The sequence below is a fragment of the Streptomyces sp. NPDC005302 genome (genome assembly GCF_040607345.1).
Lineage (GTDB): Bacteria > Actinomycetota > Actinomycetes > Streptomycetales > Streptomycetaceae > Streptomyces.
This window is the reverse complement of the sequence record NZ_JBEXGN010000007.1, coordinates 20,333-43,354: the sequence shown is the minus strand read 5'-3', so window position 1 is coordinate 43,354 and position 23,022 is coordinate 20,333. Positions and strand designations below refer to the sequence as shown.

14 protein-coding genes are annotated in these 23,022 nt (G+C 71.8%); 5 read left to right on the top strand and 9 right to left on the bottom strand.

The window, feature by feature from the left end:
* The first annotated feature begins 32 nt into the window (after positions 1-32).
* On the top strand, positions 33-4,664 hold the full coding sequence (locus tag ABZT74_RS12610) for a hypothetical protein (protein WP_356434515.1): 4,632 nt from the start codon (positions 33-35) through the stop codon (positions 4,662-4,664).
* A 69-nt stretch (positions 4,665-4,733) separates the two neighbouring features.
* Here ABZT74_RS12610 and ABZT74_RS12605 read toward each other — a convergent pair whose 3' ends face one another.
* The 8 genes from ABZT74_RS12605 to ABZT74_RS12570 all read right to left on the bottom strand — a co-directional run bounded on the left by ABZT74_RS12605 (position 4,734) and on the right by ABZT74_RS12570 (position 16,650).
* On the bottom strand, positions 4,734-6,296 hold the full coding sequence (locus tag ABZT74_RS12605) for a GMC family oxidoreductase N-terminal domain-containing protein (RefSeq protein WP_355866370.1): 1,563 nt from the start codon (positions 6,294-6,296) through the stop codon (positions 4,734-4,736).
* A gap of 16 nt (positions 6,297-6,312) precedes the next feature.
* The gene (locus ABZT74_RS12600; RefSeq protein ID WP_356173256.1) at positions 6,313-7,872 is read right to left on the bottom strand and encodes an amino acid permease; all 1,560 of its coding nucleotides are present in this window, start codon (positions 7,870-7,872) and stop codon (positions 6,313-6,315) included.
* Between the two features lie 133 nt (positions 7,873-8,005).
* A complete protein-coding gene (locus ABZT74_RS12595) occupies positions 8,006-9,472 on the bottom strand; it encodes an aldehyde dehydrogenase family protein (protein WP_356434512.1) in 1,467 nt (488 codons plus the stop codon).
* Positions 9,465-10,610, bottom strand: coding sequence for an aromatic ring-hydroxylating dioxygenase subunit alpha (locus tag ABZT74_RS12590; protein ID WP_356434508.1), 1,146 nt, complete (start codon positions 10,608-10,610; stop codon positions 9,465-9,467). The genes ABZT74_RS12595 and ABZT74_RS12590 overlap by 8 nt, the downstream gene beginning before the upstream one ends.
* An 11-nt stretch (positions 10,611-10,621) precedes the next feature.
* A complete protein-coding gene (solA, locus tag ABZT74_RS12585; protein ID WP_356173263.1) occupies positions 10,622-11,776 on the bottom strand; it encodes an N-methyl-L-tryptophan oxidase in 1,155 nt (384 codons plus the stop codon).
* 46 nt (positions 11,777-11,822) lie between these two features.
* Positions 11,823-14,279: an FAD-dependent oxidoreductase gene (locus ABZT74_RS12580; protein ID WP_356434505.1), complete on the bottom strand. Its 2,457-nt coding sequence runs from the start codon at positions 14,277-14,279 to the stop codon at positions 11,823-11,825.
* A 116-nt stretch (positions 14,280-14,395) separates the two neighbouring features.
* Positions 14,396-15,481 carry an S-(hydroxymethyl)mycothiol dehydrogenase gene (locus tag ABZT74_RS12575; RefSeq protein WP_356434502.1) on the bottom strand — a complete coding sequence of 362 codons (1,086 nt, stop codon included), beginning with the start codon at positions 15,479-15,481 and terminating at the stop codon, positions 14,396-14,398.
* Between the two features lie 347 nt (positions 15,482-15,828).
* Positions 15,829-16,650, bottom strand: coding sequence for an IclR family transcriptional regulator (locus ABZT74_RS12570; protein WP_355866390.1), 822 nt, complete (start codon positions 16,648-16,650; stop codon positions 15,829-15,831).
* Between the two features lie 213 nt (positions 16,651-16,863).
* On the opposite strand from ABZT74_RS12570, the gene ABZT74_RS12565 reads away from it, so the two are divergent.
* Both ABZT74_RS12565 and ABZT74_RS12560 read left to right on the top strand, forming a co-directional pair.
* Complete coding sequence (locus ABZT74_RS12565) at positions 16,864-17,184, top strand: bifunctional 3-phenylpropionate/cinnamic acid dioxygenase ferredoxin subunit (RefSeq protein WP_356173268.1); 321 nt, start codon at positions 16,864-16,866, stop codon at positions 17,182-17,184.
* Positions 17,185-17,341: 157 nt separating this feature from the next.
* On the top strand, positions 17,342-18,538 hold the full coding sequence (locus tag ABZT74_RS12560) for an FAD-dependent oxidoreductase (protein WP_356434499.1): 1,197 nt from the start codon (positions 17,342-17,344) through the stop codon (positions 18,536-18,538).
* 18 nt (positions 18,539-18,556) lie between these two features.
* Here ABZT74_RS12560 and ABZT74_RS12555 read toward each other — a convergent pair whose 3' ends face one another.
* On the bottom strand, positions 18,557-19,201 hold the full coding sequence (locus ABZT74_RS12555; protein WP_356434496.1) for a hypothetical protein: 645 nt from the start codon (positions 19,199-19,201) through the stop codon (positions 18,557-18,559).
* A gap of 424 nt (positions 19,202-19,625) precedes the next feature.
* On the opposite strand from ABZT74_RS12555, the gene ABZT74_RS12550 reads away from it, so the two are divergent.
* Together ABZT74_RS12550 and ABZT74_RS12545 are read left to right on the top strand one after the other, a co-directional pair.
* Positions 19,626-22,577 (top strand): nitrate- and nitrite sensing domain-containing protein, encoded by a 2,952-nt coding sequence (locus ABZT74_RS12550; RefSeq protein ID WP_356434493.1) that lies wholly within the window; start codon positions 19,626-19,628, stop codon positions 22,575-22,577.
* Positions 22,574-23,014, top strand: coding sequence for a roadblock/LC7 domain-containing protein (locus tag ABZT74_RS12545; protein WP_355866405.1), 441 nt, complete (start codon positions 22,574-22,576; stop codon positions 23,012-23,014). The genes ABZT74_RS12550 and ABZT74_RS12545 overlap by 4 nt, the downstream gene beginning before the upstream one ends.
* Positions 23,015-23,022: the final 8 nt, after the last annotated feature.

Sequence of the window (23,022 nt, the reverse complement as noted above, 5' to 3'; positions counted from 1 at the left end):
ACCTCCCCTCACCACGACGAGAGTCCGCCGCCATGTACGAGCTGTCCCGGGTCCGCCTCTACTCCATCGGGCCTGCCGGTGCGCGCTACGCCGACACCGTGCTGGACCTGCGCGGAGTCGGCGAGCCCGTGCCCGACCCCGCGCCCACCCAGGCGGAGTTCTTCGAGGACGAGCCGGTCGGCCCGCCGCGCCGCCCCGCGCCCGCCGGCGTGCTCTTCCTGGAGAACGGCGGCGGCAAGTCGGTCCTGCTCAAGCTGATCTTCTCGGTGATGCTCCCGGGCCACCGCAACACCCTGGGCGGCGCCAGCTCCGGCGTGCTCCGCAAGTTCCTCCTCGCCGACGACTGCGGACACGTCGCCCTGGAGTGGCAGCACACGATCACCGGTGAGTGCGTGGTCGTCGGCAAGGCGAGCGAATGGCGCGGACGGCAGGTCTCCAACGACCCGCGGAAGTTCGCCGAGGCCTGGTACTCCTTCCGTCCCGGCCCCGGACTCAGCCTCGACAACCTGCCCGTGGCCGAGGCCACCGCCGTACGGCGTTCCGCCGAAGGAGCCTCGGGCGCGCAGGGCAGGCGCCGCACCATGAAGGGCTTCCGGGACGCGATCACCGAGGCGGGCAAGGCGTACCCCCACCTGGAGGTCCACTGGGAGGAGATCCACGACCGCTGGAACGAACACCTCGGCGACCTCGGCCTGGACCCCGAACTCTTCCGCTACCAGCGGGAGATGAACGCCGACGAGGGTGAGGCCGCCGGTCTCTTCGCGGTCAAGAAGGACTCCGACTTCACGGATCTGCTGCTGCGCGCGGTCACCGACACCCGCGACACCGACGGACTGGCCGACCTGGTCGGCGGCTTCGGCAACAAGCTCGGACGGCGCGCCGAACTCATCGCCGAGCGCGAGTTCACCGCCGGATCCGTCGACCTGCTGGGACGCATCGTCGACGCCACCGAGGCACGGGCACGCGCGCGGGACGTCCACTCCGGTGCCGAGCGGCGCACCCGGAACCTCGCCCGCCGGCTGTCGGCACGCGCCGTGCGGGAGCGCGTGCGCGCGGGAGAGCTCGCCCAGCGGGTCACCGCCGCCGCGTACGCCGTCACCCATGCCGAGGGCGCCCGCGGCCGCAGCGCGCTGATCGCCGCCGAACTCGCCTACCGGCACGCCTCCCTGGCCCTCGCCGGAGCGGAGAAGTCGGCCGCGGCGCAGAAGCGGGAACTGGCCGACGCGCGCACCCTCCACGCCGCCTGGCAGGCGGCCGAGGCCGTGCTGCGGCACCGCGCCGCCGCCGACCGCTCCACGCGGGTGGCCGCCGCGATCCGTGAGGCCGAGCGGGACGCCGCACCCGCCCTCGCCGCCCGCGCCCGCGCCGCCGTCGACCTCGTACGCGCCCTGCACCGGGCCGCCGACGGCGCCGAGTCGCTCGCCAACGAGGAGGAGGAGCGGTCCGCGGGCCTCCAGGAGATCGGTGAGCGCTCGCACGCCGACGCGACGGCGGCCGCCACCGCGGCCCAGCGCGCCCGCAGCGAGGTCGGCCACCTGAAGCAACGCCTGGCCGAGGTCGAACAGGAGACCGCCGAGGCCGTCCGCGCCGGCTGGCTCGACGACAGCGCCCCCGACGCCGACCCGGCCCGCGCCGCCCTCGCCGCCAGCGACGCCGAGAAGACCGCCGTCGCCGGCTGGGACACCGCCCGCGAGGCCTCGCGGCGTGCCGCCGACCACGCGCGCGAGGCCGCGTCCGCCGAGTCCCGTGCCGAACTGACGGCCGCCCGCGCGGCGGACGCGGCGACGGCCGCCGAGAGCGCGTACGCGGTGGAGCGCCGCACGGCCGAGGCCCTCGCGGAGGAGGAGCGGCTCACGGAGCTGCTCGGCCTGCCGCGCGCCGGCACCCGCCCCGCCGTGCCCCAGCCCCGACGCGACGAGGAAGTCGACGGCGCCACCGGCCTCGCCGACGGCGCACCGCTGACGCCCGAACAACTCGACCAGTACGCCGACGACCTGCGCGCCCTCCTCGACGACGGCGTCGCCTCCGCCGAGCGCCACCTCTTCGAACTGCGCACCGCCGCCGCCGACGACGCGCGCATCCTCGGAGCGCTCGGCGACGGCGGCCTGCTGCCCCCCGGCCCGGACGTGCTCGCCACCGTCGAGTACCTCGGCGAACACGGCATCCCCGCCCTTCCCGGCTGGCGCTACCTCGCCCAGGCCGTCGACCCCGTCGACCACGCGCGCGTGCTCGCCGCCCGCCCCGAACTCGTCGACGGCGTGATCATCACCGACCCGGACACCCACGCCCGGGCCCGCGAGACGCTCGGTGACGCCGCCCTGCTGCCGCGCTCGGCGGTCGCCGTCGGTACGGCCGCCGCCCTGCTCGCCCCCACCCCGGCCGACGACGCGGGAGACGGCGCCGTCTTCCTCGTACCGCCGAACCCGGCCATGCACGACGAGCACGCGGCCGACGAGGAGCGCCAGGCGCTGCGGACCCGCGCGGGTCAGCGGGACGAGGAGATCCGTACGCTCGCCGCCCGCCTCGGCAAGGACCGGGAACTGGCGGCACGGCTCGCGTCCTGGCGCACCGGCTGCCCGGCCGGACGACTCGTCGAACTGGCCTCGACCGCCGGGGAGGCGCGGGCCTTCGCCGAGGAGGCCGAGGCCGAGCTGACCGAGGCACGCACCGTCCGGGCGGAGGCCGACGAGACCGCGGCCGACGCCGCCCACGTACGCGACGAGCGGCAGGAGGCCGCGCAGAAGGCCCGGCGCGCCGCCGACGCCCTCGCCGGACTCGCCTTCCGGCTGCGCGAACGCGCCGGCTGGCAGGTCCGGGTCCGCGAACTCGCCGACGAGGCGGCCGAGTCCGAGGCCCGCGCCCAGGAGTGCCTGGAGCGCGCCCGCGCAGCCGACGAGGACCGACGTGCCACCCAGCGCGCCGCCGACGACGCCCGCCGCACGGCCCGCACCCTGCGGGCCGAGCGGGCGGAGATCGCGGGCGCACCGGACGACGTGTCGCAGGACGACACGGCCGCGCGGTCCTCGCTCCCGGCCCTGCGGGAGGCCTACCGGGCCGCGTCACAGCTCTACGAGAAGGTCGGCGTGGGCGCCGACCTGCGGGCCGAGCAGGCCCGCGCCGAGAGCGACGAGAGCGCGGCCCTCGCCGACCTGGACCGCCTCAGCAACAAGGTCCGCACCCGCGCGGCCCAGCTCCTGGAATCGCCCGACGGATCCGACGGACCCTCCCGGCAGGCCGCCGTCGCGCGCGCGGACGAGCTGGTGCAGCTGCTGGAGACCCGGATGTCCACCGCGAGCGAGCAGCTCGGGCGGCTGCGCGGCGAGGCGGAGCGGCACGCCCCCGAGGAGGGCGACGCGCACACCGAGCTGGCCGAGGACCTCGTACCCCGCGACGCCGAGCACGCACAGGCCCTGCTCCGCACCGCGACGACCGAACTCGCCACCCGCGCCGAGGCGTTGGAGCGGGCGCGGGACGCGCACGGCGAGTTCCTCGGCGCCCATCGGTCGGCCGAGGAAGCGGCAGGCGGCTTCGACGAGACGTCCGCCCTGCTCAGGGACCTGCTCCGGGAGCACTCCGACGACGAGCAGGAGGAGTCCGAGCCCTACCCCGGAAGCCTCGAGGAGGCACGCCACTCCGCCGCCGAGAGCCGGCGCTCGCTGCGCGGCTGCGCCGCCGACCTCAGCGCCGCCGAGGCCGCCGTCCGCGAAGCCTGCGACATCCTCGTCCGGCACGCCAACTCCACCCGTTACGAGCAGGTGCGGACCCCCGCGCGGCAGCAGATCCGTGAGCTTCCCGCCTCCTCGCTGCCCGAGCACGCGCACCGGTGGGCGGAAGCGTTCGCGCCCCGACTGCGCGTGCTGACCGACGAGTTGGAGCAGCTGGAGCGCAACCGGGACTCGATCGTGGACCGGCTGCGGGGCCTTGTGGAGTCCTCCCTCGCCACCCTGCGGTCCGCTCAGCGGCTGTCCCGGCTCCCCGAAGGTCTCGGCGAGTGGTCCGGGCAGGAGTTCCTGCGCATCCGGTTCGAGGAGCCCGACCAGGCCACCCTGGCCGAGCGGCTCGGCGAGGTCGTCGACGAGGCCACCCGCGCCGCGGTCAGGAAGAACTCCGACATGCGGCGCGACGGCATGTCCCTGCTGCTGCGCGGAGTCGGCGCCGCACTTCAGCCCCGGGGCGTCGCCGTCGAGATCCTCAAGCCGGACGCCGTCCTGCGCGCCGAACGCGTCCCCGTCGGGCAGATGGGCGACGTCTTCTCGGGAGGTCAGCTGCTCACCGCCGCCATCGCGCTGTACTGCACGATGGCGGCCCTGCGGAGCAACGACCGGGGCCGGGACAAGCACCGGCACGCGGGAACGCTCTTCCTCGACAACCCCATCGGCCGCGCCAACGCGACCTACCTGCTGGAGCTCCAGCGGGCCGTCTCGGACGCGCTCGGCGTCCAACTCCTTTACACCACCGGACTGTTCGACACGACCGCGCTCGCCGAGTTCCCGCTCGTGATCCGCCTGCGCAACGACGCGGACCTGCGTGCCGGCCTGAAGTACATCAGCGTGGAGGAACATCTCCGGCCGGGACTCCCGAAGGAGGCCCCGGCCGACGAGGCCACGCACACCGAGATCACCGCGACGCGGATGTACAAGCGCCCGGCGCCGGTCACCCCGTAGGGATCCGGTTCGGGGAGCTGCGCACCGGCAACGGCCGGTCGCACGGCTCCCCGGGCGCCCGCCGCGTCCTCAGGGGCCCGTCCGCGCGTCCTCCTTCACCAGGTCGGCGCACTTCTCGCCGATCACCATCGTGGTGATGCACGGGTTCACGGAGATCAGATCCGGCATGGCCGACCCGTCCGCGACCCGCAGACCCGCGACCCCCTTGACCCGCAGCCGGGCGTCGAGCGGCGCCGACGGGTCGTCGTCGGCGCCCATCTTCACGGTGCAGGACGGGTGGTAGACGGTGTTGTGGGTCTTGTGGATGTAGTCCAGCAGTTCGTCGTCGGAGCGGACGTCGGGTCCCGGGGCCAGCTCGGCGCCCGCCCAGCCGCCCAGCGCGGGCCGCGCGGCGATCCGCCGGGCCAGCTTCAGCCCGTACGTCATGACGCGCACGTCGTGTTCGTGCGTGAAGTAGCGCGGGTCGACCATGGGCTTGTCCCGGTAGTCGCGGGTGCGCAGCCGCACGGTGCCGCGCGACTTCGCGCGGGTCACGTTCGGCGTGAGGCAGAACGCGTTCTCCGAGGTGGGGAAACCGTGCCGGGCGGTGTTCATGTCGAACGGCACCGAGCCGTAGTGGAACATCAGGTCGGGCCGGTCCAGGCCCGGTTCGGTGTCGTAGAAGATCCCCGCCTCCCACCACTGGCTCGACGTGGTGGGCATGGGCCGGCGGGCTTCCCACATGATGACGCCCTCGGGATGGTCCTGGAGGTTCTCGCCGACCCCCGCCGCGTCGACGACCACGTCCACGCCGACCTCGCGCAGATGCGTCGCGGGCCCGATCCCCGACAGCATCAACAGCTTCGGGGTGTCGACGGAACCGCAGGACACGATCACCTCGCGACGGGCTCTCACCGTCCGGGTATGGACGAGATCCGGGTCGAGATACTCCGCTCCCACACACCTCCGCCCTTCCAGGACCAGCTTCTTCGCCCGCACGCCCGTCCGCACCGAGAGGTTGGGCCGCCTGCCCATGACCGGGTGGAGGTACGCCACCGACGAGGACTGCCGGATGTTGTTCTCGTCGGAGTTGATCTGGAACCAGTTGGCTCCCCGGACCACCGTCGTCCCGCTGTTGAACGGGGTCGTCGGGATGCCCTCCTGGGCGCACGCCTCCAACAGGGCCGCGCCGCACGGGTCCTCGCCCTTGAGCGTGCGCAACTTCACCGGCCCGGTGCGGCCGTGGTGGTCGCCGGGGGCGTCGTTCGACTCCAGCCGCCGGTACAGCGGGAAGAGATCGGCGGAACCCCAGCCCGTACAGCCCGCGGCGGCCCAGTCGTCCAGGTCCTCCGCCGGAGCCCAGAAGGCGATGCACGAGTTGTGCGACGAACAGCCGCCGAGCACCTTGGCCCGGGCGTGCCGCATGAAGCTGTTGCCGCTGGCCTGCGGTTCGACCGGGTAGTCCCAGTCGTAGCCGGAATCCAGCAGACCCATCCAGCGGTCCAGTCTGAGGATGGCGTCGTCACCGACGTCGCTGGGTCCGGCCTCCAGCACGCACACGGTGACGGACGGATCCTCGGACAGCCGGGCCGCGACCACGTTGCCCGCGGTGCCGCCACCGACCACGACATAGTCGAACTCATCGATGCTCATGCGCTGTTGTCCTCCTTCAGTCGGCTGCCGGGGCGGTGAGCGGGGCCGTCGGGGCGGGATCCGGCCGGTGCGAGTCGAGCACACCGGTGCGGTGCCGCTGGACGAACCAGTAGTAGGCGAAGCCCCCGCCGGCGATGACCGCCACGAACAGCACCGCGCCCCAGCGCAGGTACCAGTGGAACGGCGCCGCCGCGTTGTACACCTCGGCCCGCGGCCAGATCAGGTTGACCGTCATCGCCGCGCCCCACACCACGGCAACGATGTTCACGAGCAGACCCCACCGGCCCAGCGAGAACCTGCCCTCGCCCGCGGGCTGCCACCGGCCGCGCAGCCGGGCCACCAGCATCGGCGCGGTCACCCCGAGATACGCGAGGTAGATCATGATGATGCCGATGCTGGTGACCACGGTGAAGATCTGCGGCTGGCGGATGTTCACGACGAGGATCGCCACCGCCAGGACCCCGATGACCACGGCCGGCAGCACCGGTGTCCTGAAGCGCGGACTGACCCGGGCCATCAGGGACGACGCGGGCAGGTTGTTGTCCCGGGACATCGCGAAGGCCAGCCGGATCGCCGCCGTGTGCACCGCGAGCGCGCACACCGTGACCGCGATCAGCACGCACCACAGCATCGCCTTGCCGGCCGTCGGACCGAGCACGTCGAGCACCACGAACTGCAGCCCGTCCGTGGACAGCTTCTCGCCCTTCAGGCTGGACACGCTCATCAGCGCGAGCAGCAGGACCAGACCGCCGAGGACGAACGAGGCCACGATGGCGCGGATGATGGCCCGCGGCGCGTTGCGCGAGGGATCCAGCGACTCCTCGCCGAGCGAGGCCGCCGTGTCGAACCCGTACATGACGTACGCCGATGCCAGCGAGGCCACCAGGAAGGCGCCCAGGTACCCCGTCGTGTGACCCGCGCCCGTGCCCGCCGTCTCCGTCACCACCTGCGGGCCCCGGGTGATGTGGACGGCGAACAGCACGATGAGGACGACGGTGGCGATCAGCTCGATGAACACGCCCGCGCTGTTGATGGTGGCCATCAGCTTCACGCCGAAGGCGTTCACCAGGGTCGTGAACAGGATGAGCACCGTGGCCAGCACCACCGCGTTGGTCGCGACGTCGTACTTCCCGGTTCCGTCCCCGACGAACTGGAAGGTGTCCGAGATCTGCGGGAGCGTCAGCTGGTAGGCCAGCGCCACCGCCGAGATCGACACGATGGAGGCGATGAGCATCATCCAGCCGGCCAGCCAGCCGAGATGCGGATTGCCTATCTTCTTCGACCAGTTGTAGACGGAGCCGGCGACGGGATAGCGCGCGGCCAGCTCCGCGAAGCAGAGCGCGACCATGAACTGGCCGACGAAGACCATCGGCCAGGACCACCAGTAGGCGGGGCCCCCGCTGCCGTAGCCGAAGTAGAAGAGCTGGAAGGTGCCGGTGAGGATGGAGATGTAGCTGATGCCGGCGGCGAAGGTGTGGAAGCTGCCGAGGGTGCGCTTCAGTTCGGGTCTGTAGCCGAACTCGGCGAGCTCGGCGTCGTCGTGCTGCGGTCCTGTCGGTTGCTCGGTGGTGGACATGAGCGGACTCCAGGTGGTCCTGGGGGCGGGGTGAGGGAGCGGCGTGAGCGGGTGCCGGGTTCCTTGCGGGGCTGGTTCGCGGTCGCCATGTCCGCGTATGCCGGGGCCGGGCGGGCCGCCCCCGGCGGTCGGGTCAGCCGAACCAGCCTTGCGGGGAGGGATCGGTGTTGCGCCAGATGTGCTTGGTCTCGCGGTACTCGGCCAGACCCGACGGGCCGAGTTCGCGCCCGGATCCGGACTGCTTGAATCCTCCCCACTCGGCCTGCGGGACATAGGGATGGAAGTCGTTGATCCACACCGTGCCCACGCGCAGCCGGGCCGCGACCCGCTGCGCCTTCGCCCCGTCGGTGCTGAACACCGCGCCGGCGAGACCGTAGACCGTGTCGTTGGCGAGCCGCACCGCCTCGGCCTCGCCGCTGAACCGCTCCACCGTGAGCACGGGCCCGAACGACTCCTCCCGCACCACGGACATGTCGCCGCTGCACTCGTCCAGCACCGTCGGCGGATAGTAGAAGCCCTCGTCGAACCCGGGACCGGTCGGACGCTCGCCTCCGCAGCGCAGCACGGCTCCCTCGGCCAGCCCCCGGGCGACGTACGCCTCGACCTTCTCGCGGTGCGCCGCGGAGATCAGCGGCCCGGTCTGCGCCCGTTCGTCGAAGGGGCCGCCCAGTCTGATCCGGGAGGCGCGCCGGACGACCTCGTCGACGAACCGGTCGTGCAGCCCGTCCTCGACCAGCAGCCGCGCGCCGGCCGAGCACACCTGTCCCGAGTGCAGGAAGACCGCCGTCAGCGCCATGTCGACGGCCGTCTCGAAGTCGGCGTCGGCGAAAACGATGTTGGGGTTCTTGCCGCCGAGTTCGAGTGCGACCTTCTTGACCGTCCCGGCGGCCGCGGCCATCAGCGCGCGCCCGGTCGCCAGGCCTCCGGTGAAGGAGACGAGGTCGACGTCCGGGTGGTCGGCGAGCGGGGCGCCCGCCTCGGGGCCGGCGCCCAGCACCAGATTGGCGACGCCCGGCGGCACACCCGCCTCCTCCAGGAGACGCATCAGATGGATCGCCGTGTGCGGCGTCAGCTCGCTCGGCTTGAGGACGAAGGTGTTGCCCGCGGCGAGCGCCGGAGCGACCTTCCAGGCCGTCTGCAGGAGCGGGTAGTTCCAGGGGGTGATCAGCGCGCAGACCCCGACGGGTTCGTACACGACACGGCTGTCGACACTCGGCGTGCCCGTCTCGACGACCCGGCCGGCCTCGGCGGTGGCCTGCCGTCCGAAGTAGCGGAAGCAGTTCGCGATGTCGTCGATGTCGTACTCGCTCTCGACGAGCCGCTTGCCGGTGTCCAGCGACTCGGCCCGCGCGAGGGCGTCCTTGTCGCGGACGAGGAGGTCGGCGACACGCAGCAGCAGATCTCCGCGGTCGGCGGCCGGGGTCGTCGGCCAGGGCCCTTCGTCGAAGGCGCGGCGTGCGGCGGCGATCGCCTCCACCGTGTCCTTGCCGCCCGCCTCGTCGACGACGCCGACCGGCGAGCCGTCGGCGGGACAGCGGATCTCCCGGGTGCGCTCGTCGAGTGCCCCGCGCCAGCTTCCGTCGATGTACAGGTCAGGCACGTGGGCCTCCCAGTCGCGCGATCAACCACTCGTGGAAGATCCCGATGTGATGCTCGGTCGGGACCAGCACACCACCGTTGCGATAGGCCCGCGACGCCATCGCCGGCTGGGTCCGCTCGCACGCCTCGAAATCCTGCTCGTTCACCCGGTGGAACAACTCCACCGACTTGGACAGGTCCGCGCCGGACTCGACGACCTCGGGGGCGTAGAGCCAGTCGCACTCGACGACCGTACGGTCCTCGGCGAGCGGGAACATGCGGTGCAGGATGACATGGTCCGGGACCAGATTGACGAAGACCGTCGGTTTCACCGTGATCGCGTAGTAGCGGCGGTCCTGCTCGTCGGCGACCGCGGGCAGTCTGGCGAACCCCTCGCTGCCGTCGACCGTGAACCCCCTGACCTCCTCTCCGAACGCGGCGCCGTGCCCCACGTAGTACTGGGCGGCGTACCCCTCGGCGAACTCCGGCAGCACCTCGGTCAGTTCCGGATGGATCGTCGCGCAGTGATAGCACTCCATGAAGTTCTCGACGATCAGCTTCCAGTTCGCCCGCACGTCGTAGCGGACGCGCCGGCCGAGCGCGAGGTGCTCGGTGCCGTAGTGCTCGATGGCCGCGGCGGTGCCGAGCCGCTCCACGGCCGCGCCCATCACCGACTCCTCGAAGGAGGGCGGATCATCGGCCAGACACACCCAGGCGTAGCCCAGCCACTCGCGCAGCGCGACCTCGACCAGTCCGTACGCGACGCGGTCGACGTCCGGCATCCTCACCAGGTTCGGGGCGGCCACCAGCCGGCCGTCGAGGTCGTACGTCCAGGCGTGGTACGGGCATTGGAGATTGCGCCGCACTTCACCCGACTCCTCGGTGCACAACCGGGCGCCCCGGTGCCGGCAGATGTTGAAGAACGCGCGCAGTCCGCCCGTGCGGGAGCGGGTCACGAGCACGCTCTCGCGGCCGACCTGCACGGTGCGGAAGGCTCCGGGCCTCACGAGGTCCCCGGAGCGGACCGCACAGAACCACATCGACTCGAAGAGCCGCTCCTGTTCCTGGCGGAAGATCTCCGGGTCCGTGTAGTAGCGCCCGGGGAGGGTGGCGATGAGGCTGGGGGAGAGCGGGGACGGGGAGGCGGGAATCGTCGTCACGGGAGTGCTCCTCAGGCGGGCGCGGCGGCGAGGCGGTGGGGGTCGAACAGGCCGATGGGGTGCTCGGTCGAGCCGTCCAGGGCGAGGTCGGCGAGGATCTCGCCGACGACGGGCACGAACTTGAAGCCGTGCCCGGAGAAACCGCAGGCCACGGTGACGGACTCCGGATGCGCGGGATGACGCGCGATGACGAAGTGCTCGTCGGGGGTGTTGGAGTACATGCAGGTGGCGGCCTTCAGGAAGGTGCCGGGCAGATCGGGGATGCAGAGCGACATCCGGTCGGCCATGGCCCGGATCTCGTCCTCGTGCACCGTCCGGTCGATGTCCTCGGGGGTGCATTCGACACCTCTGCGGAAGAACGCGACCTTGGCGCCCGACTCCGGTCCGTCGATGGCGGGGAAGCCGTACACCTGGACGCCGGCCGCGTCCTCCCAGATGTAGACCGGGTGCCTCTCGGGCACGAAAGGACCGGTCCCGCCCCGGGGCTGGAACCAGTACATGATCTGCCGCTCGATCCGGAACGGCACTCCGAGATCGGTGAGCAGCCGAGGGGCCCACGCGCCCGGGCAGACGACGAGTTGACCGGCGGTGTAGGTGTTCTCGGCCGTGTGCACGCGTACGCCGTCCCGGTACGGCTCCCAGCGCGTCATCGGCTCGTCGAAGTGCAGGTCGGCGCCTTGCCGGGTGGCGAGCTGGAGGTGCGCGGCGACCGTGTTCTCCGGGCGGATCAGTCCGGCCCGGGTCTCGAACAGCGCCACCTCGTCGTCGCGCGGGTTCAGCGTGGGGAAGCGGCGCCTGATCTCCGCAGCGTCCAGCATCTCGTGGGGCAGGTCCCACTGCCGCGCCGACAGGACGGAACCCGCGACGGTCCGCGACTCGGGCGGCCCCACCATCACGCCGCCGCAGAGGGTCGCGATGTCCCGGCCGGTGGCCCGCTCCAGGTCGTCGTACAGTTCGTAGGCGCGCAGCAGCAGCGGGACGTACGCGGGGTCCTCGAAGTAGGACTGGCGGGTGACGCGTGAACCGCCGTGGCTGGAGCCCCGGTTGTGCACGGGGCCGAACTTCTCCAGCCCGAGCACGCGGGCGCCGCGGGCGGACAGGTGGTGGGCGGCGGCGCTGCCCATACCGCCGAGACCGATCACGATCACGTCGTACGTGGGGGACATGGGGCCTCCTCGATCCTTTTGTCCGGCTCTTGCCTCTTCATCGGATTCAACGGCGGATTCGGTTCATCTCCGGATCGAAGAGCGGTTCGTCGTGGACGGTGGCGGGGATCTTCTCGCCGAAGTAGTCGATGTGGACGCCCGTTCCGGCGGGGAGCACGGGCAGCCAGGCGTAGGCCACGCACCGGCCCAGCGTGTAGCCGTACGCGGCGCTGGTGACGTAGCCGGCGGGGGCGCCGTCGACGTGGACGGGCTCCTTGCCGAGGACGACGGCGGCCGGGTCGTCGAGGAGCAGCGCGGTGAGCCGGCGCGCCGGTGTCCGCGCGGCCGGTCCCTGGAGGGCCTCCTGGCCGACGAAGCCGTCCTTGTCCATGCGGACGGCGAAGCCGAGACCCGCCTCGTAGGGGTTGTGCTCGTCGGTCATGTCGGTGCCCCAGGCCCGGTACCCCTTCTCCAGACGCAGCGAGTTGAAGGCGGAGCGTCCGGCGGCGATCAGGCCGTGGGGCCGGCCGGCCTCCCAGAGGGTGTCCCAGAGCCGGAGTCCCAGGTCGGCGGTCGTGTACAGCTCCCATCCCAGCTCTCCGACATAGCTCAACCGCATCGCGGTGACGGGGACATGGCCGATGTACGTCTCCTTCGCACGGAAGTAGCCGAAGCCGTCGTGCGAGAAGTCGTCGCGGGTCAGCGGCTGGACGAGGTCACGGGCGAGCGGCCCCCACACCCCGACGCAACAGGTGCCGGACGTGATGTCCCTGATGTGCACGTCCCGCGGGGCGTGGCGCAGGAACCGGTCGAGGTCGGCGGGGGAGTTGGCGCCCACCTGGAACCGGTCGGCGGCCAGCCGGGCGACGGTGAGGTCGGAGCACACACCGCCCGACTCGTCGAGGAGCAGGGTGTAGGTGACCGCGCCGGGCTTCTTGCGGAGGTTGTTGGAGGTCATGCGCTGGAGGAAGGCGAGGGCACCGGGTCCGGTGACCTCGAGACGGCGCAGCGGGGTCATGTCGTAGAGGGCGACCTTCTCGCGGGTCGCCCTCGCCTCCGCCGCGGCGACGGGCGACCAGTGGCGGGCCGACCAGGCGTCGCGCTCGGGCAACGGACCGAGGGATTCGACGAGCGGGGCGTTCGCCGCGTACCAGTGCGGGCGTTCCCAGCCGCCGCCCTCCAGGAGGTACGCGCCGAGCTGCTCCTGCCGGGCGTGGAACGGACTGACGCGCAGCGGGCGCGGGTGCTCCATCGGCTGAAGGGGATGCAGGATGTCGTACACCTCGACGAACTGCTGTGAACCGCGGTCACGGACGTACGCCGGTGAACGCTGCGCGTCCTCGAATCGCGTGAGGTCGCACTCGTGCAGGTCGACGGAGGCCCGCCCGTCGACCATCCATTCGGCGACAGCCTTCGCCACCCCGGCCGAGTGGGTGACCCACACGGCCTCCGCCAGCCAGAACCCGCGGAGTTGCCGGGCCTCTCCGAGGACGGGCATGCCGTCCGGAGTGAAGGAGAAGACGCCGTTGAACCCCTCCTCGATCTCCGTCCCGCACAGCGCGGGCAGCAGGCGGCGGCAGTCCTCCCAGCTCGGTGCCCAGTCCTCTTCGGTGAACGGGTACGAGGACGGCATCCGCAGGCCACGCGCGCGTGCAGCGTCGTACGGAAGCACCGCGAACGGGTCGACGGGCAGGGGTTGGTGGGCATAGCTGCCGATGCCGATGCGGTCGTGGTGCTCGCGGAAGTAGAGGTCGCGGTCCTGGAACCGGAGGATGGGCTTCGAGGCCTCCGCCGAGGCTCCGGCCAGGTCGGGGAGCGGCCGCGTCCTCGCGTACTGGTGGGCGAGCGGCTGCAGGGGTACGTCGACGCCGGCCAGGCGGCCGATGACGGGACCCCAGAAACCGGCCGCGGACACGACGTGGTCGGCGGGGAACGTGCCCCGGTCGGTGACGACCCCGGTGACCCTGCCGTCCGCCTGCTCGATCCCGGTGACCGTGTGGCGGTCGAGGAAGCGGGCTCCTCTTTTGGTGGCGCGGTCCAGTTGGGCGCGCGCCGCGAGGACGGCGCGGGCGAGTCCGTCGTCCGGGGTGTGGAAGCCGCCGAGGACGACCGACCGGTCGATCAGAGGCCACAGTTCCTTGCACCGGTCGGCGCCGACGATCTCGCCGCGGATGCCCCAGGCGGTGGCGTAACCGGCCCTGCGATGCAGTTCGGCCAGACGCTCGGGGGTGGTGGCGAGTTCGAGGCCGCCCACCCGGTCGAAACAGGAGACGCCGTCGACCTGGAGCGAGGAGAACTTCTCGACCGTGTACCGCGCGAACGCGGCGAGCGTCCTGGAGGGACTGGTCTGGAACACCAGCCCCGGCGCGTGCGAGGTGGAGCCGCCCGGGGCGGGCAGCGGGCCCTGTTCGAGAACGGTGACGTCGGTCCAGCCACGGGCGGTCAGCTCGTCGGCCAGGGAACAGCCGACGATGCCGGCGCCGATGACGACGACGCGGGGACGGGGTGCGGGAGTGCTGGACATGCCCCTCCTTGCCGGGTGGGGGAGTGGAAGCGCTCAGTCGGCGGGGGAGTCGAACCGCTCGGGACGGGGGACGGGTCGGCCGTGTGCGGGCGTCGGGGGCGAGTTCTCCGGTCCCCTCACAGGACCACCACGGACCGGAGGACCTCACCCCGCCGCATCTTCGTGAACGCCTCCTCGACCTGGTCGAGCGCGATCGTCTCGCTCACGAACGCGTTCAGGTCGAGCAACCCGTACAGGTACTGGTCGATGAGGAAGGGGAAGTCCCGGCTGGGCAGGCAGTCCCCGTACCAGGAGGACTTCAGGGCGCCGCCGCGCGAGAACAGATCGATCAGCGGAAGGTCGACCGTCATCCCGGGATCGGGGACGCCGACCTGGACGAGTACACCGGCGTGGTCACGCATGTAGAAGGCCTGTTTGTATGTCTCCGGTCGGCCCACCGCGTCGATGGCGACGTCGACCCCGAAGCCGTCGGTCAGCGCCCGGACCGCCTCGACCGGGTCGGTTTTGCGCGAGTTGACCGTGTGGGTGGCGCCGAACCTCTCCGCCAGGTCGAGCTTCCTGTCGTCGATGTCCACCGCGATGACCTTCATCGCGCCGTTCAGACAGGCGCCCGCGATGGCCGCGTTGCCCACGCCGCCGCATCCGATGACGGCGACGGCGTCACCGCGCCCGACGTTGCCGGTGTTGACGGCGGCGCCGTAACCGGCCATCACCCCGCAGCCGATCAGGCCCGCGGCCTCCGGCCGTGCCGCGGGATCCACCTTCACCGCCTGTCCGGCGGCGACCAGGGTCTTCTCGGCGAAGGCCCCGATCCCCAGGGCGCCGCTCAGCGGCGTGCCGTCGAGGAGGGTCATCGTCTGGGTGGCGTTGCGCGAGTCGAAGCAGTACCAGGGGCGGCCGCGACGGCAGGAGCGACAGGTGCCGCAGGGCGCGCGCCAGGCGAGGACCACATAGTCGCCGGGTGCCGGCTCGACGACGCCCGGGCCGACGGCCGCGACGGTCCCCGCGGCCTCGTGGCCCAGGAGGAAGGGGAACTCGTCGTTGATCGCGCCCTCCCGGTAGTGCAGATCCGTGTGGCAGACCCCGCACGCCTGGACGTCGACGAGCACCTCGCCCGGCCCCGGGTCCGGGACGACGATCGTCCGCACCTCGACGGGTGCGCCCTTCTTCACAGCGACTACGGCACGGACCTCGTGAGGCACGACAAGCTCCTCTGCTGTTGCGCATTGCACGATGGGTTGCGTGATGAGGAACATCTTGAGAACGCCGTCAGGGAGCCGTCAAGAGGTGGGAGTTAACCCTTGGCAAAAGGAACGGGAGCCCCGAAACGCGGCGGACACACAACGACGCGGGGCCGGAATTCCCGGCCCCGCGTCACCGATCCACGGGCCTGCTCGCGCTCGGGCCCGGCCCCTCAACTCCCTTGGACGCCTCGCCTACCAGCCGGCCGACGGCCACCACACCGCCCGACGGACATCACCCCGCCCGGGAGCACCGGACCGCCCGGGGGCACCGGATCGCCCGCGGGTACCGGATCGTCCCGAGCGCCTCAGAAGCCGTAGCCCATCCGACGGGACAGCTCGGCCCCCGCCGCCACCGTCCGCTTCGACAGCTCCGGCAGTCGGTCCGCGTTCATCCGGTAGACGGGCCCGGACACGCTGATGGCGGCGATCACCTTGCCGTCGTGCGCCCGCACCGGAGCCGCGACGGCGGCGAGCCCCAACTCGAGCTCTTCCAGCGTGAGCCCGTACCCCTGCTCGATGACGGCCTCCAACTCGCCGCGCAGCGTTGACGGCCCGGTGATCGTGCGTTCCGTGAAGCGTGGCAGTGTCCGCGCCAGCAGGCCTTCCCGCAGGGTGGGAGACATGTGCGCGAGCAGCACCTTTCCGCTGGACGTCGCATGCAGCGGGGTGCGTCTGCCCAGCCAGTTCTGCGCGGTGACCGACGCGGTGCCGCGAGCCTGCATGATGTTGACCGCCGCGTCGTCGTCGAGCACCGCGATGTTGGCGGTCTCGCCCAGCTCGTCGGCGAGTTCGCGGCAGACCGGCACTCCCTCCTGGGAGATGTCGAGGCGCACCGCCGCCGCCCCCGCGAGCCGCAGCATGGCGGCTCCCAGGTAGTACTTCCCCCGGTCCTTGGCCTGCGCGACCAGGCCGCGGTTCTCCAGGACCCCGAGCAGACGGAAGGCCGTGGACTTGTGCACGTCCAGTTCCTCGGCGATCTCGGTGACGCCCGCCTCGCCGAGCCGGGCGAGGATCTCCAGCACGCTCACGGCGCGGTCCACCGACTGGACGGCGCTGCCCGCGCCCCGGCCGCTCTGCTTCTCGGGTGTGTCCTCGGTCCGTTCAGCCTGCTTCTGCGTGCGGGTCATAGGTCAACTCTCACCACCTGACGGCCGGTTTGGGCCGCATCTGCGGGAAGCCCTTGACGTGACGGGATCCCCGCGCGGATTCTGTTGCGCATAGCGCTCCCTCGTGCGCCATGTGAAACATCATGTTACCGAAGCGTCCGGAACCGGGAAGGTTCCCGACGCCCCTGGACCTGAGAGGTCGCGGACGAACCGTCCGGACCGAGAGGGGGGCCCATGATTCCCGTCTGCCGCCTTGAAGACCTCCCCGTCGGCGAATCCGCCCGTGTCGGGACCTCGCCACCTGTCGCCGTGTTCAACGCCGACGGTGAGCTGTACGCCATCGACGACACCTGCACCCACCAGGACGCCTCCCTCTCCGAGGGCTGGCTGGAGGGCTGTCTGATCGAATGCCCGCTGCACGCGGCCTCGTTCGACCTCCGCACCGGTCTGCCGACGTGCCTCCCCGCGCGCCGCCCCGTCCGTACCCACCGCGTCACCATCGACGACGGGATCATCCATGTGCACCTCGCCGCGGAGGAGGGCACCGCCGCATGAAGGCCCCACCTCCCAACCGCACAGGTCCCGCCCGGCCGGGGAGCGGCGTCGAAGCCGACAGCCTCGCTGGTGAACTCCCCGGGCATGAACTCCCCGGGTATCAACTGCCCAGGCACCAACTGCCCGGGCGTGACCTCCCTGAGGACAGGCGGCCGGGATGAGGACCGTGACCGTCGTGGGTGCTTCCCTCTCCGGCCTGTACGCCGCCCGCGAGCTGCGCGCCCAGGGCTTCGACGGACGACTCGTGATCGTTGGCGAAGAACCCCACCTCCCCTATGACAGACCGCCCCTCTCCAAGGACTTCCTCACCGGTCGCGCCGACGAGGACCAACTCGCCCTCACCGACGCCGAGGAGAGCGCCGAACTCGACGCTACTTGGCTTCTCGGCGTCCGCGCCCGGGGCCTCGCCCCCCGGAGCCGCGCCGTCGTCCTCTGCGACGGCCGAACCGTCCCCACGGACGGCGTGATCATCGCGACCGGTGCCTCCGCCCGACGCCTGCCAGGTGACCACCTGCCCGGTGTGCACACGCTGCGGACCCTCGATGACGCCCGCGCCCTGCGTGCCGAACTCACCGCGGGGCCGCGCCGTGTGGTGGTCATCGGCGGCGGTTTCGTCGGCGCCGAGACCGCGTCCTCCTGCACGGCTCTGGGCCACGCCGTCACCGTTGTCGAGGCCGCCTCGCTACCCCTCGTGCCTCAACTCGGCCCGGAAATGGCCGCCGTGTGCGCTGCACTCCATCGTCGCGCAGGCACCCGGCTCGTGACCGGAGGGGCAGTCGCCCGGTTCCGGCTGGGCGGACCCGCTCCCGGCGCCGTCACCGGAGTGGAACTGGGCGACGGGCGCGTGCTGCCCGCAGAGGTCGTGATCGTCGGGATCGGGGCTGTCCCGAACACCGGCTGGCTGGCGGACTCGGGGCTCCGACTCCAGGACGGAGTGGTCTGCGACGACGGCTGCGTGACCGCCCTCGCGAACGTGGTCGCCGTCGGCGACGTCGCCCAGGTGGGCGGCAGCCGTGCCGAGCACTGGACCTCCGCCACCGAGCAACCCCGTGTCGCCGTGGCCAACTTGCTCGCCGGCCGCACGATCGAGAAGGCACGGCCGCTGCCCTACTTCTGGTCCGACCAGTACGGGGCGCGCATCCAGTTCGCCGGACGCCGTCATCCGGCGGACACGGTCCGGATCGTCGAGGGCGACCTCGACGACGGCGCACCCGCTGCGGGCGGCTTGCTCGCCCTGTACGAGCGAGAAAACCGCACGACGGCAGTGCTCTCCGTGGACCGGCCCCGCCCCTTCACGCGCGTCCGTCGTGAACTGGCCCGCACCGCCGGGCCGGTGGAGCCGGCCTCCCTGTGAGAGCCGGCCTGCCGCCCTCTACGAGTGCGACAGCTGGCCGGCCCCGCCCCGCCTGCGTATCCGCTCCTGCACCCGCGCCGAGGCCCGGGCGTGACGCCGGGCCTTGCGACGCTCGCGCCGCAGCGCCCGCGCGGTGCTGCTCGGTTCCGACACCACGCCGTGCCGCTGGTTCCACACCTGCCGGGTCACCCAGACGTCCAGGGCCGCCCAGGTGGCCACGACCGTGCTGGCCACGCTGCTCAGGACCATCGGGAAGGCCAGCCACGACCCCGTCACCGTGCACAGGAAGGCCACGACCGCCTGAGTCAGCGTCACCGAGATGATGACCACCGCCCGCACCGCCGACGTACGCACCGGATCGGGCAACCGCCGCTTGCGCGCGGGTTCCTCGATCCACAGCGGCCGGTAGTACGCCCGCGCCTCGTCCTCTTCGTTTGCGTACGCGTCCGTGACGGCGCCCTTCTCGTCGGACCGGCCGTGCCTGTCCCGAGCCGACTGCCGGGCTTCCGCCCGGTCACGCTCGTCCGTCGCCGCTCGCGGCCGGTCCCGCTGATCGCGCCCGACTGCCGGTGTGTCGCGATCCGGTGCCTGCGGGGCCGGTTGCGCCGCCTCGCGCGTCGCAACCCGTGCCTCGAGTGTCCCGCTCCGCTCCGCCGTGCCCATCAACTCGTCACTCCCCACCGCCCAGCAGCCATCTCGCACGAGTGTCTTGCAACACCCGCTCCCCAGTGGCTGCCCGGCTTGCGCTCTTTTACGCCGCCTGAGTGCGTCATGCGGCGCCTGTGGCCGATTCCGCCCTCAACTCCCGTACAGAAAGACGAACGACCTGCGTCGAAGATTCCCGACGTGCGAAGAATTCCGGCCAACTGACCAAGTTTATTCCTTCGATGAGATCCGGCCCCACGAGCCGGATTCGGGGAGGCAATCTCCCCCAATGAACGGACAACTCCCCATGTCTTGTTCCCCGTCGGGGCCGGAGTGGGTGCAGACAGGTCTTCGAGTTACCTGTGTGTCAGTAGTAGGCTCACGCCGTTTGTTGACGCACAGGTGTACCCCCCGAACCGGAGGGGTCGAGCTGGGGGAGGCCATGCGCTTTCGCGGGAAGTCCATCCGCCGGAAGATCGTGGCGCTGCTCCTCGTGCCTCTGGTGTCCTTGACCGCGATCTGGGCCTTCGCCACCGTGCTCACGGGGCGCGAGGCAAGTCGGCTGTTCAGCGTGTCCGACATCGTGGAGAAGATCGGATACCCGACCGAGGACACCGCCAGGGTCCTCCAGCAGGAACGCCGCCAGACCCTCGTCTACCTCGCCGACCCGCGGGCCTCCGACGGCCTCGCCGCGCTCAAGCGGAGCCGCGCCGCCACGGACCGGAGCGTGGCCGAGGTCCGCAAGAACTCCCGCGACAAGGACGTGCGCGAGGAGATGAACGAGGGCACCACCGAGCGCCTCTCGTCCATCCTCGACGCCGTCGACGGGATCGCCTCGCTGCGCCGCAGCGTCGAGGAGGGCACCGTCAACCGGTCCCAGGCCCTCGACCTGTACAACCGGCTGATCGACCCCTGCTACGTCCTGATGGCCAACCTTCACGTGGTGGACGACGTGGAGGTGGACAAGGAGGGCCGTGCCCTGGTCAATGTGGCCCGTGCACGCGAACTGCTCTCCCGCGAGGACGCGCTCCTCGGCTCCGCGCTGGTCGCCGGCCGCACCACCCGCGACGAGTTGCGCGACATCTCCGACCTCATCGCCCAGCGCACCCTCCTCTACGACATCAGCCTGCCGCTCCTTCCCTCCTCGGAGCGCGAACGCTACGAGCGCTACTGGAAGAACGCCGACACGGCACCCCTGCGCGTTGCGGAACAGGCCGTCGTCACCTCCCCTGTGGGCTCACCGCGCGGCGTCACCGCCAAGAGCTGGGACAACGCCGCCGGCCACGTGCTCGACGACCTGGGCACCCTTGACGACCAGGCCGGCGACCGCTACCAGGACCGCGTCAGGCCCGTGGCCATGGCCGTCATCCTCAAGGCGGTCATCGCCGGCGTGATCGGCCTCATCGCCCTGCTCGTCTCCCTGGTGATGTCCGTACGCATCGGCCGCAGCCTCATCCGCGACCTGCGACGGCTGCGCCTGGAGGCCCATGAGGCGTCCGGTGTCCGGCTGCCCAGCGTCATGCGCCGTCTCTCCGCAGGCGAAAAGGTCGACGTCGAGACCGAGGTGCCCCGGCTCGAGTACGACCGCAACGAGATCGGTGACGTCGGCCAGGCCCTCAACACCCTTCAGCGCGCCGCCGTCGAAGCGGCCGTCAAACAGTCCGAACTGCGCGAGGGCGTCTCCGAGGTCTTCGTCAACCTCGCGCGCCGCAGCCAGGTACTCCTCCACAAGCAGCTCACCCTGCTCGACACGATGGAGCGCAGGACCGAGGACACCGACGAACTGGCCGACCTGTTCCGGCTCGACCACCTGACCACCCGCATGCGCCGGCACGCCGAGGGCCTGGTCATCCTGTCCGGCGCCGCGCCGTCCCGGCAGTGGCGCAAGCCGGTCCAGCTCATGGACATCGTCCGTGCGGCCGTCGCCGAGGTGGAGGACTACGAGCGCATCGAGGTGCGCCGTCTGCCGCGCGTCGCCGTCACGGGACCCGCTGTCGCGGACCTCACCCATCTCGTCGCCGAGCTGCTGGAGAACGCCACGGTGTTCTCGCCCCCGCACACGGCCGTCCACGTCGTCGGCGAGCGCGTCGCCAACGGCTTCACCCTGGAGATCCACGACCGCGGCCTCGGCATGGCCGCCGAGGCGCTGCTCGACGCGAACCTCCGTCTCGCGGAAACCCCCGAGTTCGAGCTCTCCGACACCGACCGGCTCGGACTCTTCGTGGTGAGCCGACTCGCCCAGCGGCAGAACGTCCGTGTCTCGCTCCAGCCGTCCCCGTACGGCGGGACCACCGCGGTCGTCTTCATCGCGGACGCCCTGCTCACCGACGACGTTCCGGACACCAATGGCATCGGCTTCCGGCTCGACCGCACTCTGCCGACCAAGGAGGGTGGGACCGAGGAGAGCCGCACCGCGGCACTCACCCAGACGTCGGTGCGCCTGCCGGGGCTGCCCGCCTCGATCCTGGACGGTCCCGTCGAGTTGGAGGCGCCCGTCGAACTCGACGCGATCACCGGGTTCCCGGGCGCGCTCGGCGACGACGACAGCGAACGCGGCGGCCTCTTCCGCTCGCGCACGTCCCTGGCCGGACTCCCCGCGGAGCCCCACCAGCAGGCGAGGGAAGGCAGCGACGAGCCCGCACGGTCCGAGGACGCCGACCGCCCGGGCGCCGGACCGGTCCCCCTGCCACGGCGGCGGACGCCCAAGCTCGTCAGCTCCCACGGCCGTCCCGTCTCCCCGACGCGATCGCGACGAGACGAGGCGCGGGACGACGTGTCCGACGACGTCGAGTCGGCGCAGAACCTGGAGCCCGTACGAGGTCGCGGCACCCCTTCCGGCCAGGGAACCGTGGAGAGCACGGATCGTCCGGAGCGCCGTCCGGCGCAGTTCGAGGGCGCCAAGCCGCTGCCCCAGCGGCGCGGTGAGCGTTCCTCGGGGCCGACCCGGCGAGGCGACGACCGCCCCGGCGCCCCCGCTCTGCGCACGGCCCCCGACCCGCGTGAGTCCGCCGGACGCGATGCGGCCGCTTTCCGCGACGCCCCGGCACTGCCCCAGCGCACCCGCGGCGCCGCCGCGCCGACAGGCCCGGACGACACCGTCCCGCGCTCCGACAGGGACACGCAGGAGTCGGGTACGAGCACGACCCCGCTGCCCCGACGGGTTCGACAGGCCAGCCTGGCACCGCAGTTGAAGGACGGACCGGCGCGCCTCGCCGAACGGGACGCGACCCGGGACGGCGCGGGCCCGGACCCCGCCGAGCGGGACGCCGACGAAGTACGCAGCAGGATGGCCTCGCTCCAGCGCGGCTGGCAGCGCGGCCGCGAGGAGAACGCCGTGGGCGACCAGGCCCAGGACGGCTCAGCACGACGAACGACAAAGGGGGACGGTCGATGACCGCACCGAAGGCCGCAGGACCCACCGATACGGGCAGCCGGACCGGTGATCTGAACTGGCTGCTCGACGAACTCGTCGACCGCGTCGCCAGCATCCGCAAGGCGATCGTGCTGTCCGGCGACGGCCTTCCCACCGGGGCCTCCAAGGACCTCACCCGGGAGGACAGCGAACATCTCGCCGCCGTCGCGTCCGGCTTCCACAGCCTCGCCAAGGGCGTCGGCCGGCACTTCGAGGCGGGCAGCGTCCGGCAGACTGTGGTGGAACTCGACGAGGCGTTCCTCTTCGTCACGGCCGCGGGTGACGGAAGTTGCCTCGCCGTCCTCGCCGACGCCGACTCGGACGTGGGCCAGGTCGCGTACGAGATGACGCTTCTCGTCAAGCGGGTCGGCGCACATCTGGCCGCCGCTCCGCGCACCGATCTGTCCGCCGGTGGGTAGTGGGATGA

Bases quoted from the DNA above. Each gene is read 5' to 3' on its own strand.
- ABZT74_RS12610 (WP_356434515.1), top strand. From the start codon at position 33: ATGTACGAGCTGTCCCGGGTCCGCCTCTACTCCATCGGGCCTGCCGGT.
- ABZT74_RS12605 (WP_355866370.1), bottom strand. From the start codon at position 6,296: ATGAGCATCGATGAGTTCGACTATGTCGTGGTCGGTGGCGGCACCGCG.
- ABZT74_RS12600 (WP_356173256.1), bottom strand. From the start codon at position 7,872: ATGTCCACCACCGAGCAACCGACAGGACCGCAGCACGACGACGCCGAG.
- solA (WP_356173263.1), bottom strand. From the start codon at position 11,776: ATGTCCCCCACGTACGACGTGATCGTGATCGGTCTCGGCGGTATGGGC.
- ABZT74_RS12580 (WP_356434505.1), bottom strand. From the start codon at position 14,279: ATGTCCAGCACTCCCGCACCCCGTCCCCGCGTCGTCGTCATCGGCGCC.
- ABZT74_RS12570 (WP_355866390.1), bottom strand. From the start codon at position 16,650: ATGACCCGCACGCAGAAGCAGGCTGAACGGACCGAGGACACACCCGAG.
- ABZT74_RS12565 (WP_356173268.1), top strand. From the start codon at position 16,864: ATGATTCCCGTCTGCCGCCTTGAAGACCTCCCCGTCGGCGAATCCGCC.
- ABZT74_RS12560 (WP_356434499.1), top strand. From the start codon at position 17,342: ATGAGGACCGTGACCGTCGTGGGTGCTTCCCTCTCCGGCCTGTACGCC.
- ABZT74_RS12555 (WP_356434496.1), bottom strand. From the start codon at position 19,201: ATGGGCACGGCGGAGCGGAGCGGGACACTCGAGGCACGGGTTGCGACG.
- ABZT74_RS12550 (WP_356434493.1), top strand. From the start codon at position 19,626: ATGCGCTTTCGCGGGAAGTCCATCCGCCGGAAGATCGTGGCGCTGCTC.
- ABZT74_RS12545 (WP_355866405.1), top strand. From the start codon at position 22,574: ATGACCGCACCGAAGGCCGCAGGACCCACCGATACGGGCAGCCGGACC.